Raw genomic sequence first — 12,428 nt, 5'->3', positions numbered from 1 at the left:
CCGCGGCGGGAGGGCGGCGGTGAGCGCGCCGGACCGCAGCGGGGTGCGCGTGGTGCTGGCCGGCGGCGGGACCGCCGGCCACGTCATCCCGTTGCTCGCCACGGCGGACGCGCTGCGTCGACGCGTGCCCGACGCCGACCTGCGGGTGCTCGGCACGTCGGAGGGCCTGGAGGCCCGGCTCGTGCCCGAGCGGGGCTACCCGCTCGTCGTCGTGCCCAAGGTCCCCTTCCCCCGCCGGCCCGACGCCCGGGCGCTGCGCTTCCCCGGCGCACTGCGCCGCGCCGTCGGAGCGGCGGCGGGAGCCATCCGGGAGATCGACGCCCAGGTCGTCGTGGGCTTCGGCGGCTACGTCGCCACCCCGGCCTACCTCGCCGCGCGCCGGGCCGGGGTGCCGATCGTCATCCACGAGCAGAACGCCAGGGCGGGGCTGGCGAACCGGCTGGGCGCCCGCTTCACCGAACGGGTGGCCACCACCTTCGCCTCGACCGAGCTGCCGCACGCCACCCGCGTCGGCCTGCCGCTGCGCGAGGAGATCCGCACCCTGGACCGTGCCGCGCTCGCCGAGGAGGGTCGCGTGCACTTCGGCCTGGACGAGGGGCGACCCACGCTGCTCGTCTTCGGCGGCTCGCTCGGCGCGCAGCGCATCAACGAGGCGGTCGCCGCGGCGGGGGCCGACCTGCTCGCCGCGGGCGTGCAGGTGCTGCACCTCACCGGCGCCGGGAAGGACGTGCCCGCCCCGGACCAGGACCCGCGGACCGGCGCGTGCTACCGCGCCCTGCCCTACACCGACCGGATGGACCTCGCGTACGCCGTCGCCGACCTCGCCCTGTGCCGGGCCGGTGCCGGGACGGTCTGCGAGCTGGCCGCGGTGGGGCTGCCGGCGGTCTACGTCCCGCTGCCGATCGGCAACGGGGAGCAACGGCTCAACGCGCGCGAGGTCGTCGAGGCCGGCGGTGGCCTGCTCGTCGAGGACGCCCAGGTCGACCCGGGGTGGGTGCGGGGCGTGGTGCTGCCGCTGCTGCAGGACGGCCCGCGGCTGGAGGTCATGGCGACGGCCGCCGCCGAGCACGGCGACCGCGACGCGGCCGACCGGCTGGTCGACCTCGTCCTCGACGCCGCAGGTGCAGACCGGTGAGCGGGCGCTTCGACTTCACCGCCGACGTCCCGAGGGCCGAGGAGCTCGGCCAGGTGCACGTCATCGCCATCGGCGGCTCCGGGGTGTCCGGGGTGGCCCTGATGTTCCTCTCCCGCGGTGTCGAGGTGTCCGGCTCCGACCAGCGCGACAGCCCGACGCTGCGCGCGCTGGAGCGGGCCGGGGCCCGCGTCCATGTCGGCCACGACCCGGCCCACCTGGGCGCCGCCCGCACCGTGGTCGTCTCCGGCGCGGTCCATGAGGACAACCCCGAGCTGGCCGCGGCCCGGGCCGCCGGGCTCACCGTCCTGCACCGCGCCCAGGGGATCGCCGCCTTCCTGCACGGCCGGGCTGCGGTGGCGGTCGCCGGGGCCAATGGCAAGACCACCACGAGCGCCCTGACGACGGCGGCCCTGCAGGCGGCGGGCGCCGACCCCGGCTACGTCCTGGGCGCCCCGCTGGCCAGCAGCGGCGTCAGCGCCGCGCCGGGCGCCCCGGAGGGCCCCGTCGTGGTGGAGGCGGACGAGAGCGACGGCAGCTTCCTCACCTACCGGCCGCAGGTCGCCGTGGTGACCAACGTCCAGCCCGACCACCTCGACTTCTACGGCGACGTGGAGGCGGTGGAGGCGGCATACCGCGACTTCGTCGGCACGATCGCCCCGGGCGGACTGCTGGTGACCACGGTCGACGACCCGGGGGCGGCACGGCTCGCCAGGCACGCCCGTGAGGCGGGCGTGCGGGTCCTCACCTGGGGCACGGAGGGCGCCGACGTCCTCCTGCGCGACGTGCGCTCGGAGGGGATGACCGCCTCGGGCACGCTCGTCGTCGGCCAGGGTGTCCCGTCGCTGCCCGAGGGCACGACGGTGGACCTGCGGCTGCCGGCGCCGGGCGAGCACACCGTCCACAACGCCACGGCCGCACTGCTGGCCGCGACCGCTGGCCTGGGGCTGCCCCTGGACGCGACGGTGGACGGCCTGGAGCGCTTCGCCGGGGTCCACCGCCGCTTCGAGCGGGTCGGTGCGGTCGACGGTGTCGAGGTCGTCGACGACTACGCGCACAACGCGCCCAAGGTGACGGCGCTGGTGCGGGCCGCCCGGAGCGCCGCCGCGGGCCGCCGACTGGTCGTCGCCTTCCAGCCCCACCTGTTCTCCCGGACGCGTGACTTCGCCCCCGGTTTCGTCGAGGGCCTCGCGCAGGCCGACGTCGTGGTGCTGCTGCCGGTGTATGCCGCGCGCGAGCGTCAGGAGGACCACCCCGGGGTGACCTCGGCGCTGCTCGCCGCCGGTCTGCGCGGCCACGCCGCGGCACCTCGGGTGGTGGAAGTCGACTCGCTGGACGCGGCGGCGCCCGCGCTCGCCGCGGTGCTCGCGGACGGCGTGGAGTCGTTGGTCGTCACCGTCGGGGCCGGTGACGTCACCGGCGTCGGCCCTGCGCTGCTGGAGCGCCTGCGCGGCCAGGACCCCGCGACGGGGGAGAGCAGGCAGCACGCACCGGAAGGGATGTCATGAGTGTGGGGCGGCGCAGCCGGTCGCGACGAGCAGGCGGGACGAAGCGGCGGGGACGCCGCGTCGGCCTCGGACGGCGGGCGCTGCTCCTGTGGACCGGCGGGGTCCTGGCCGCGGCGGCCGCGATGGTCTTCCTCTTCTACTTCTCGATCGCCTTCGTCGTCGAGGACGTCCAGGTCACCGGGGGACGGGAGGAGGTCCAGGCCAGCGCGCTGGAGAGGGCACAGATCCCGCACGGCCGACCGCTGGCCCGCGTGTCGGAGGGCCGGGTCAGCGACCGGGTGCTGGCCGACCCCCGGATCGCCTCGGTCGAGGTCGAGCGCGACTGGCCCTCGTCGATCACCCTCGTGGTGACCGAGCGGGACCCGGCGCTGGCGCTGCGCGGCGGCGGCACCACCTGGCTCGCGGACGCCTCCGGCGTCCTCTACGAGCAGGTCGAGCGGCCCAGCAAGAAGCTGCCGCTCATCTCGCTGCGCACGGACCCGACCGAGCTGGACCGGGAGACCGTCACCGGCCTGGCCGAGATGTGGCGGACCCGCCCCGACCCGGACACCCTCGAGGGCGAGCTCGGGGCCCCCTCGGTGGACCGGGACGGGGCCGTCGAGATGGACCTCGGGCAGGTCACGCTGCTGTGGGGGACACCCACCGACAACGAGAAGAAGTGGCACGTCGTCACCGCCCTGGTGGGCCAGGAGACCATCGACCCCCAGGGCGCCCTGGCCATGACCATCGACGTGCGGATCCCCGGCACGCCGGTCGTCACCGGGCTTCCCGAGGCCACGGGCTGATCCACCCCAGACCTTCGACCTGAGGTCGAGGTTCATGCTGAGGGACCCGTCTGCGCCGCGCGCGTATGCTCGCGTGACGCACCGCAATCGATGCATCGCACCCGCACCCGTTCCGAAAGGTCCATCGTGTCCGCAGCGCAGAACTACCTGGCCGTCATCAAGGTCGTCGGCATCGGCGGAGGTGGCGTCAACGCCATCAACCGGATGATCGAGGTCGGCCTGAAGGGTGTCGAGTTCATCGCCATCAACACCGACGCCCAGGCCCTGCTCATGAGCGACGCCGACGTCAAGCTCGACGTCGGCCGGGAGCTCACCCGCGGGCTCGGCGCGGGCGCGGACCCCGAGGTGGGTCGCCGGGCCGCGGAGGACCACACCGAGGAGATCGAGGAGGCCCTGCGCGGGGCCGACATGGTCTTCGTCACCGCCGGGGAGGGCGGTGGCACGGGCACCGGTGGTGCGCCGGTGGTGGCCAAGATCGCCAAGAGCCTGGGTGCCCTGACCATCGGTGTGGTGACCCGGCCGTTCACCTTCGAGGGCCGTCGGCGCGCCAACCAGGCCGAGTCCGGCATCGCCACGCTGCGCGACGAGGTCGACACCCTCATCGTCATCCCCAACGACCGGCTGCTGTCGATCTCGGACCGCACGGTGTCGATGCTCGACGCCTTCCGCAGCGCCGACCAGGTGCTGCTCTCGGGTGTGCAGGGCATCACCGACCTCATCACCACGCCGGGTCTCATCAACCTCGACTTCGCGGACGTGAAGTCGGTCATGCAGGGGGCGGGCTCCGCGCTCATGGGCATCGGGTCGGCGAGAGGGGAGGACCGGGCGGTGCAGGCCGCCGAGCTGGCGATCTCCTCGCCGCTGCTGGAGGCCAGCATCGAGGGCGCCCACGGTGTGCTGCTGTCGGTGCAGGGCGGCTCGGACCTCGGTCTCTTCGAGATCAACGAGGCGGCACGCCTCGTGCAGGAGGCCGCGCACCCCGAGGCCAACATCATCTTCGGTGCGGTCATCGACGACTCCCTGGGCGACGAGGTGCGGGTCACGGTCATCGCGGCCGGCTTCGACGGCGGCGCCCCCCAGGCGCGGGGAGAGGGCAACGACCGGGCGCTCGGCCAGGTGCAGGCCGGTGGCACCAACCGCCAGCAGCCCCAGCAGCGCCCGTCGGTGGGCCAGCAGCAGCCGCAGCAGCAGCGACCGGTCCCGGACCACTCCGCCCAGCGGAGTGCAGGGCAGGCGGCCCCCGGGGGCGGCGGCGCCCCCACCCAGGGTGGCGGCCAGCAGCAGCCGCAGCCGACCGGTCAGGGCGCGACGCGCACCGCGGACGAGCAGCAGCGCGACGGCGACGCCGGCTCCGCTCAGCAGCCGCAGCGACCGGTGCAGCAGCCGCCGCGCCAGGTGACCTTCGAGGACTCCGACGACCTGGATGTGCCAGACTTCCTCAAGTGACCTCGCGGAGGCCCCGACGGGCCCTCTGAACTGCCCTCGCCGCACCGCGGCGAGGGCAGTTCTGCGAGGTGGTTGAAGGTATGACGAACCTTTAGATCTGGTCTAGACCAGGTCTGGCAGAGGTATAGCGAAGGTAAAGAACCCCAGGTCAGCAGGCCGTTATCAAACCGTTACCTTGGTTCTTCAACGAGAGACTTGCGCAGAAGAATCCGGGGTGTCACTCTTCTTCTGCCGGGGTTACCCGGCGGTACGGAACCGGGGTCGTCCCGGACGTGCCTCCGTCACAGGAATCCGGCGTCATCATTCAGCTCCCCCATGGGGGGTGGTGCGACGTCCCTACCCCTCCCAAGGAGAGTCCGTCATGTCCAGCATCTTCTTCGCCCTCGCCACCCTGAAGTCCCGCCTCGAGGAGGCCGACAAGGAGCGCGGCGCCACCGCCGTCGAGTACGGCCTGATGGTCGCCCTCATCGCCGCGGTCATCATCACCGCTGTCGCCCTGATCGGCACCAACCTCGACACTCTCTTCGACGGCGTCGCGACCTCGCTCTGACGCTGTGCCACCGACGCGCGTCCGGCCCGACGAAGTGTCGTGCCGGACGCGCGCTGGTCTCGGAACGATGGATCGCCCATCACCGACAAAGCTCTCGTCGGGACCTCCATTCTTGATGACAGAGCACATTGGCCGGCAGGCCGGCGAGTCTTGTTGATTGACGGCCCGGCTACCTCTTCGTCGCATTCTTGGAAGGTTCGTGTCATGAGCGCACAGCGCGAGCGAGGAGCGGCGGCCGTCGAGTTCGCCCTCGTCGCCCTGATGCTCATCACGCTCGTCTTCGGGGCCGCGGAGTTCGGCCGGCTGTGGTTCCTCCAGTCCACCCTCGCCGCGGCGGCGCGGGACGGGGCCCGCGAGATGGCGGTCAAGAACGACCAGGCCGACGCGCAGGCGGCTGCCCAGCAGATCTTCCCCGGGGCGGCCGTGGCCGTCACCCCCGCCACCGGCGCCTGCGACAGCGGCGGCCAGGCCCGGGTGGTCGCGACCTACGACGCCGACTGGCTGACCGGGCTCTTCGGCAGCGGCACCATCACCCTCACCGGGGAAGGAGTCATGCGATGCGGCGGTTGACCCAGCGCCTCGCCGGCTCCGACCGGGAGCGCGGGGCCACCGCGGTGCTCGTGGCCCTGCTCCTGACCGTCATGGTCGGCTTCACCGGGCTCGCCGTCGACGGCAGCGCCACGATGGCCAAACGCCAGGAGCTCCAGAACGGTGCGGACGCCGCCGCCCTCGCCGCCGCGCAGGAGTGCGGTGAGAACGGGTGCGCAGGCATCGACGCGGTGGCCGGTCCCTACGGCGTCGCCAACGTGCGGGCGGAGACCGCCAGTGTCGACACCGAGCTGGACGCCGACGAGTCGGCTCGTGAGGTGACTGCGACGGTCACCGGCACCAAGACCCACTGGTTCCTCCCCGTGCTCGGCATCGACAGCACCGAACTGACGACGACGGCGACCGCCGCGTGGGGGGCGCCGCAGAAGGGGCCGTCGATGCTGCCGCTCGCCGTGTCGCAGTGCAACTTCGAGAACGCCGCCGGCCCGGTGCTGGGGGTGCAGATCAGCGTCTACATGCCCAAGAACGGCTCGCAGGCCAACGGCGGCGTCTGCAACTGGGGCTCGGACTACCCGCCCGGTTCCTTCGGGTGGCTGGACCACGCCGTCGAGTGCCAGGTCGAGATCGTCGTGGGGGCCTACGTCGACACCAAGACCGGCACCTCGACCGTCTCCGGCTGCGACTTCGCCTCCCTCCTCGGGGAGACCGTGCTCATCCCGATCTTCGACGACGACATCGGCACCGGCGCGAGCGGCAAGGTCCGCGTCACGAGGTTCGCCGCGCTCGAGCTGACGGGGATCAAGCCGAGCAACGGTGGCTCGACCCTCGGCCAGGCGTGCGGCCCCAAGCCGAAACCGACCGCCGACTACCACAACACCTGCCTCACCGGCGTCTTCAAGGAGTACGTCGCCTCGCCCGACGACTACCTCGTCAGTGATGACGACACCGAGGTCACCGTCGTCACTCTCATCGACTAGCTGCACCTGCTCCACCACTCCGCTTCTGCTGTTCATCCGTTCGTTCACGTCCACTCCGGTCACAGGGAGAGTCGTTTCATGCGTCGAGTTATTGCTGCCGTGCTCGCGATCGTCCTCGCGGCGCTCGGCATCGTCCTGGTGCTGCGCTACGCGCAGAACGCCGACCAGCGCGCTCTGGAAGGGATGGAGACCCGTCGGGTCTTCGTCGCCACCGGGCCCATCGCGGAAGGGACGCCCGCGGCCGAGCTCGACGGGCTGACCGAGGCCCGGCAGATCCCCGAGGCCTACCTCGTCGACGGCGTCGTCACCGACCTCGACGACCTGGAGGGTGAGGTCGCCCTCGCGGACGTCCCCGAGGGGGAGCAGCTGTCCACGGCCCGTTTCGCCACCCCGGACGAGATCCGCGGGCGCGACGACTTCGAGCTGCCCGAGGAGGCGCAGGACCTCCACCAGATCACCGTCCCGTTGGGCACCGCTCGCTCGCTCGGTGGCGACATCGCCGCCGGCGACCGGGTGGGCGTGTTCATGTCCTTCGAGGCCGAGTTCCAGCAGGGGCTCTACGTCGACGCCAACGGGGAGGTGCGCTGGCTCGAGGACCTCCCGGAGGAGGCAGGGTCCGACACCTCTGAGGACGGCGGCACCGACAGCCTGCGCCTCGACCTCACGCAGCTCGCTATCGAGAAGGTGCTCGTCACCCGGGTCCAGGGCGGTTACGTGCCCGCGCCGCCCGCGGCGCCTGCCGGCGGCGAGGGTGACGACGAGGCGGCGGCCGTGGAGGAGGAGGACGCCGGTCCGGAGGACGAGCTCCTCGTGACCCTCGCGCTCTCCGGCAGCGATGCCGAGCGCCTCGTCTACGCCATGGAGTTCGGGACCGTCTGGCTGAGCTACGAGCCGGAGACGGCGCAGGAGGACGGCCCGGACGTCAAGGTCGTCCAGCTGCCGGAGCTCGTCGGAGACGTGCTCCAGTGAGCGCCGCGATCCTGGTCACGACCTCCACCGAGACGGCCCGCAAGGTCCGCTTGGCTGGCGGCGACGACCTCACCGTGCTGCAGCCCCAGCAGCTGCCGGCGACCGCCCCCCAGCTGGTGGCCATGGCCCCCGAACCCGACGCGGTCCGCGCGGTCATCCTGGACGTGCGGGACGGGGGCGTCGCCGAGGCGCACGCCCTGGACGTGGCGGGCCGGGTGGGGGGCCAGTACCCGGCCGTCTCCCTCCTGCTGCTCACCGACGAGGCCGACCGGCTCGCCCTGCCGGCGCTGCGCAGCGGCGTGCGCGACCTCATCGACCCCGAGGTCTCGGTCGAGGAGCTGCGCCTGGTGCTGCGCCGGGCCGGGGAGGCCGCGGGTGGCGCCGCGGCCGAGGTGGACGGCTTCACCGGTCGCGTCATCACCGTCGCCTCGCCGAAGGGCGGCGTGGGCAAGACCACCCTGGCGACGAATGTCGCAGCCGCGCTGGCGCAGCAGGCCCCGCAGGGCACCGTGCTCGTCGACCTCGACGTGCAGTTCGGCGATGTCGCCTCGGCGCTCGACCTGCAGCCGACCTACACCCTGGGAGACATCGTGGTGGGCCCCGGGCTCTCCGACGCCATGACCCTGAAGTCGCTGCTGACCCGCCACCCGTCCGGGCTCCAGGTGGTCTGCGGCGTGCACAACCCGGCCGAGGCCGACGTCGTCACCCCGGCCGCCGTCGACACCCTGCTGCGCCTGCTCAAGCAGGAGTTCCGCTACGTCGTGCTCGACACGGCACCCGGTATGAGCGAGCAGACGCTGGCCGCGATCGACCACACCACGGACCTCGTGCTCATCACCAGCCTGGACGTGCCCGGCGTGCGCGGGCTCAAGAAGGAGCTCGAGGTGCTCGACGAGCTCGAGCTGTCGCCGTCCACGCGCCACGTGGTGGTGAACTTCGCCGACGGTGACGCGGGCCTCACCGTGAAGGACGTCACGGCGGCGATCGGCCGGGAGGTCGACCTCGCCCTGCCGCGCTCGCCCAAGGTGCCGAGGAGCACCAACCAGGGGCGTCCCATGGTGAGCGCCATGCCGAAGGACAAGGTGAGCCGGGCCATCACCGGCTTCGTCGGTCGCTTCGCCCACCTCTCCAGCGGGAACCGCTGGAACGGTCGACACCGAGGAGCAGTGCGATGAAGCTGTCCGACCGGCTGCGCTCCGCGCAGCAGCCACGCCCTTTGCAGGCGGCGCCCCCCGCGACGAGGCCGGCCGGTATGCCGGCCGCTCCCGCGGCCGCTGCCGGCCCGGCCGTCGAGCCGTCGGCCGTGGACGCGCCGACCGACCCGTCCCCCGAGCCCGTGCAGACGCCACCGCCGGCCGTCACCCCGGCGCCGGTCAGCTCGGCGCTGCAGACCTTCAAGGAGCAGGCGCGTGAGCAGCTGTTCCAGAAGATGGGGGGCCGCCTCACGGACTCCTCCCTGCAGGAGGCCGAGCTGCAGGCACTGGTGCGCAAGGAGCTGGCCGCGCTGGTCCAGTCCGCGGACATCTCGCTCAAGCCGGACGAGCGCCGACGGCTCATCGACGACCTCACCGACGACGTCCTGGGCTACGGCCCCCTGCAGAAGCTGCTCGACGACGACGACGTCACCGAGGTCATGGTCAACGGGCCCGACCACGTCTACGTCGAGCGGGCGGGCCGGCTCACCAACTCCGGGGTCGTCTTCACGTCCGAGGAGCAGCTGCGCCGGGTGATCGAGCGCATCGTCTCCCGGGTGGGACGTCGGATCGACGAGTCGTCGCCGCTGGTGGACGCTCGGCTCGAGGACGGCTCGCGGGTCAATGCGGTCATCCCACCGTTGGCGGTCAACGGCTCGTCGCTCACCATCCGCAAGTTCGGCAAGGTCCCCCTCATGGCGGCCGACCTGGTGCGGCGCGACTCGTTGACCCCGGAGATGGTCACCCTGCTGGACGCGTGCGTCAAGGCCCGGCTCAACATCCTGGTGACCGGCGGCACCGGCACCGGCAAGACGACGTTGCTCAACGTGCTCTCCTCGTTCATCCCCACGGACGAGCGCATCGTCACCATCGAGGACGCCGTGGAGCTGCAGCTGCAGCAGGAGCACGTCGTGCGACTGGAGAGCCGGCCGCCCAACATCGAGGGTCGGGGCGCGATCACCATCCGCGACCTCGTCCGCAACTCGCTGCGGATGCGTCCCGACCGCATCGTGGTCGGTGAGGTCCGCGGAGCAGAGAGCCTCGACATGCTCCAGGCGATGAACACCGGCCACGAGGGGTCGCTGTCCACCGTGCACGCCAACACCCCGCGCGACGCCATCGCCCGGCTGGAGACCCTCGTGCTCATGGCCGGGATGGACCTGCCGCTGCGGGCCATCCGCGAGCAGATCTCCTCGGCGGTCGACCTCATCGTCCACCTCTCGCGCCTCCGGGACGGCACGCGCCGGGTCACCCACGTCACCGAGGTGCAGGGGATGGAGGGCGACATCATCACCCTGCAGGACGCCTTCGTCTTCGACTTCAGCGCCGGCGTGGACGAGCATGGCAAGTTCCTCGGGCGCCCGAGGGCCACCGGGGTGCGACCGGGCTTCACCGAGCGCTTCGAGGACCTGGGCATCCACCTGCCGCCCGGGGTCTTCGACCACGAGCTCAAGGCGAGGAACGCGTGGTGAGCCTCCTCGTCAGCCCCTGGGCCGCAGCCCTGCTGATCCTCACCGGCCTGAGCCTGGCTCTAGCCGTGATCCTCGTGCCCTCCACCCGCGCTGCCGCACGGCGGCGGGTCGGGGCGGTCGAGCAGGAGTCGGCCCTCTCCCGTCTCTCGCAGACCGCCACCGAGGCCATCGGCAGGAGCGTAGCTCGCGGCCGCCGCGGCCTGGCCTGGGAGCGGGCCCTCGACCGGGCCGGTTTCACCCAGACCCTGCCGGAGTACCTGCTCCTCGTCGGAGCCGCAGTTCTGGTGGGCCTGGCCGTCGGGGTCGTGCTGGGCTCGGTCGTCATCGCCGTGCTGCTCGGCGGCTTCGCGGTGGCCGGGGGGGTCCTGCTCGTCAGCATCAAGGCCGAGCGGCGACGTAGTGCGTTCGCCGAGCAGCTCGACGACATCCTGACGCTCCTGGCCAGCAACCTGCGGGCCGGGCACAGCCTGCAGCAGTCGCTGGACTCGTTGACCACCGACACCGAGGACCCGGCGGCAGGGGAGATCAGCCGCGCCGTGACCCAGATCCGGGTCGGACGGGACACCACCGAGGCGCTCGCGGACGTCGCGGAGCGGATGGACAGCGACGACTTCCGCTGGGTCGTCCAGGCCATCGCCATCCACCGCATGGTCGGAGGCAACCTCTCCGAGGTGCTCGACACCGTCGCGGAGACCATCCGGTCGCGTGGACAGCTGCGCCGCCAGGTCGAGGCGCTCAGCGCGGAGGGCAAGCTCTCCGGCCGCGTGCTCATGGCCCTGCCGTTCTTCGTCGTCCTCGTGCTGTCCTTCCTCAACCCCGGCTACCTGTCGGTGTTCACGACCACCACCCTCGGGTTCCTCATGATCGGGGTGGCCGTGCTGCTGCTGGTGGTCGGATTCTTCTGGATGCGGGCGACGGTCAAGGTGGAGTTCTGATGGCGACGCCGTTCGTCGTGGTCGTCGTGGCCGTCGTCGCGGTCGCCGCCGCAGCCCTGCTGCTGACCTACTCCCTGACCTCCGACACGGGAGCGCAGCGATCCCGGGCGATGGCGAACCTGCACCGGGGCGGTGCGCGCGCGGGTGAGATGGCCAGGGACGAGACGGTTGGGTCCGGCCTGGTGGGGCTCGCTCGCCGGCTCACCCCGACAGCCTGGGTCCGTCAGATCGATCGGCTGCTCTCGCGAGCCGGCCGTCCGGCTGCCTGGCCGCTCGAGCGGGTCCTGGTCACCAAGCTGCTGGCAGCCAGCGGCGCCCTCGCCGTCATGCTGCTCATGGTCTCCCGCAACCCCGGCAGCCGCCTCGTCGTCTTCGCGGTCGCCGTCGTCGCCCTCGCCTGGTTCCTGCCCGACCTGCTGCTGTACAACACGGGCATCAAGCGGCGGACAGCGATCCAGCGGGCGCTGCCCGACACCCTCGACCAGATGACCATCGCGGTCGAGGCGGGGCTCGGCTTCGAGGCGGCCATGGCCCACGTCGCGCGCAACAGCTCCGGGCCCCTGGCCGAGGAGCTCATCCGCACCCTGCAGGACATCCAGGTCGGCCAGCCTCGACGACAGGCCTACCAGGCGCTGGCCGAGCGCAGTCCGGAGCCGGACCTGCGCCGCTTCCTCCGTGCGGTCATCCAGGCGGAGCGGCACGGCGTGTCGATCGCCAGGGTGCTCTCGACCCAGGCCGACGAGATGCGCCTCAAGCGCCGCCAGCGCGCCGAGGAGAAGGCGATGAAGATCCCGGTCAAGGTCGTCTTCCCCCTCATCCTCACCATCCTGCCCGTGCTCTTCATCATCGTCATGGGGCCGGGCGTCATCAACATCATCGAGTCCTTCTCCGGCCGGTAGGCCGGGCCAGTGA

Annotated in this window: 12 protein-coding genes; all 12 read left to right on the top strand. The window is 72.3% G+C overall.

Going from position 1 to position 12,428, the window contains the following annotated elements:
• Window positions 1–19: 19 nt before the first annotated feature.
• Window positions 20–1,135 (top strand): undecaprenyldiphospho-muramoylpentapeptide beta-N-acetylglucosaminyltransferase, encoded by a 1,116-nt coding sequence (gene murG / locus EUS26_RS15380; protein WP_238149026.1) that lies wholly within the window; start codon window positions 20–22, stop codon window positions 1,133–1,135.
• Complete coding sequence (gene murC / locus EUS26_RS15375) at window positions 1,132–2,640, top strand: UDP-N-acetylmuramate--L-alanine ligase (RefSeq protein ID WP_130014713.1); 1,509 nt, start codon at window positions 1,132–1,134, stop codon at window positions 2,638–2,640. Before murG ends, murC begins: the two co-directional genes overlap by 4 nt.
• A complete protein-coding gene (locus EUS26_RS15370) occupies window positions 2,637–3,425 on the top strand; it encodes a cell division protein FtsQ/DivIB (protein ID WP_130014712.1) in 789 nt (262 codons plus the stop codon). The genes murC and EUS26_RS15370 overlap by 4 nt, the downstream gene beginning before the upstream one ends.
• A 126-nt stretch (window positions 3,426–3,551) precedes the next feature.
• Window positions 3,552–4,871 carry a cell division protein FtsZ gene (gene ftsZ, locus EUS26_RS15365; protein ID WP_130014711.1) on the top strand — a complete coding sequence of 440 codons (1,320 nt, stop codon included), beginning with the start codon at window positions 3,552–3,554 and terminating at the stop codon, window positions 4,869–4,871.
• Between the two features lie 361 nt (window positions 4,872–5,232).
• Complete coding sequence (locus EUS26_RS15360) at window positions 5,233–5,421, top strand: Flp family type IVb pilin (RefSeq protein WP_130014710.1); 189 nt, start codon at window positions 5,233–5,235, stop codon at window positions 5,419–5,421.
• A gap of 204 nt (window positions 5,422–5,625) precedes the next feature.
• Window positions 5,626–5,991 carry a TadE/TadG family type IV pilus assembly protein gene (locus EUS26_RS15355; protein ID WP_130014709.1) on the top strand — a complete coding sequence of 122 codons (366 nt, stop codon included), beginning with the start codon at window positions 5,626–5,628 and terminating at the stop codon, window positions 5,989–5,991.
• Window positions 5,979–6,947, top strand: a complete 969-nt coding sequence (locus EUS26_RS15350; RefSeq protein WP_130014708.1) for a pilus assembly protein TadG-related protein — start codon at window positions 5,979–5,981, stop codon at window positions 6,945–6,947. Before EUS26_RS15355 ends, EUS26_RS15350 begins: the two co-directional genes overlap by 13 nt.
• A gap of 78 nt (window positions 6,948–7,025) precedes the next feature.
• Entirely contained in the window at window positions 7,026–7,916 is an 891-nt protein-coding gene (cpaB, locus tag EUS26_RS15345; protein ID WP_130014707.1) for a Flp pilus assembly protein CpaB, read from the top strand.
• Window positions 7,913–9,091 carry a CpaE/TadZ family protein gene (locus tag EUS26_RS15340; RefSeq protein ID WP_130014706.1) on the top strand — a complete coding sequence of 393 codons (1,179 nt, stop codon included), beginning with the start codon at window positions 7,913–7,915 and terminating at the stop codon, window positions 9,089–9,091. Before cpaB ends, EUS26_RS15340 begins: the two co-directional genes overlap by 4 nt.
• Entirely contained in the window at window positions 9,088–10,581 is a 1,494-nt protein-coding gene (locus tag EUS26_RS15335) for a TadA family conjugal transfer-associated ATPase (protein WP_130014705.1), read from the top strand. Before EUS26_RS15340 ends, EUS26_RS15335 begins: the two co-directional genes overlap by 4 nt.
• A complete protein-coding gene (locus EUS26_RS15330) occupies window positions 10,578–11,516 on the top strand; it encodes a type II secretion system F family protein (protein ID WP_130014704.1) in 939 nt (312 codons plus the stop codon). The genes EUS26_RS15335 and EUS26_RS15330 overlap by 4 nt, the downstream gene beginning before the upstream one ends.
• Window positions 11,516–12,415, top strand: coding sequence for a type II secretion system F family protein (locus EUS26_RS15325; protein ID WP_130014703.1), 900 nt, complete (start codon window positions 11,516–11,518; stop codon window positions 12,413–12,415). The genes EUS26_RS15330 and EUS26_RS15325 overlap by 1 nt, the downstream gene beginning before the upstream one ends.
• Window positions 12,416–12,428: the final 13 nt, after the last annotated feature.

It is taken from the genome of Serinicoccus sediminis (genome assembly GCF_004153545.1).
Classification (GTDB): Bacteria; Actinomycetota; Actinomycetes; order Actinomycetales; family Dermatophilaceae; genus Ornithinicoccus; species Ornithinicoccus sediminis_A.
This window is presented reverse-complemented; position numbering and strand designations above follow the sequence as displayed.

What these genes read in the sequence shown, in the direction of transcription:
- EUS26_RS15325 (WP_130014703.1), top strand. Translation starts at nt 11,516, where the DNA reads ATGGCGACGCCGTTCGTCGTGGTCGTCGTGGCCGTCGTCGCGGTCGCC.
- EUS26_RS15360 (WP_130014710.1), top strand. Translation starts at nt 5,233, where the DNA reads ATGTCCAGCATCTTCTTCGCCCTCGCCACCCTGAAGTCCCGCCTCGAG.
- EUS26_RS15370 (WP_130014712.1), top strand. Translation starts at nt 2,637, where the DNA reads ATGAGTGTGGGGCGGCGCAGCCGGTCGCGACGAGCAGGCGGGACGAAG.
- EUS26_RS15355 (WP_130014709.1), top strand. Translation starts at nt 5,626, where the DNA reads ATGAGCGCACAGCGCGAGCGAGGAGCGGCGGCCGTCGAGTTCGCCCTC.
- EUS26_RS15350 (WP_130014708.1), top strand. Translation starts at nt 5,979, where the DNA reads ATGCGGCGGTTGACCCAGCGCCTCGCCGGCTCCGACCGGGAGCGCGGG.
- EUS26_RS15335 (WP_130014705.1), top strand. Translation starts at nt 9,088, where the DNA reads ATGAAGCTGTCCGACCGGCTGCGCTCCGCGCAGCAGCCACGCCCTTTG.
- cpaB (WP_130014707.1), top strand. Translation starts at nt 7,026, where the DNA reads ATGCGTCGAGTTATTGCTGCCGTGCTCGCGATCGTCCTCGCGGCGCTC.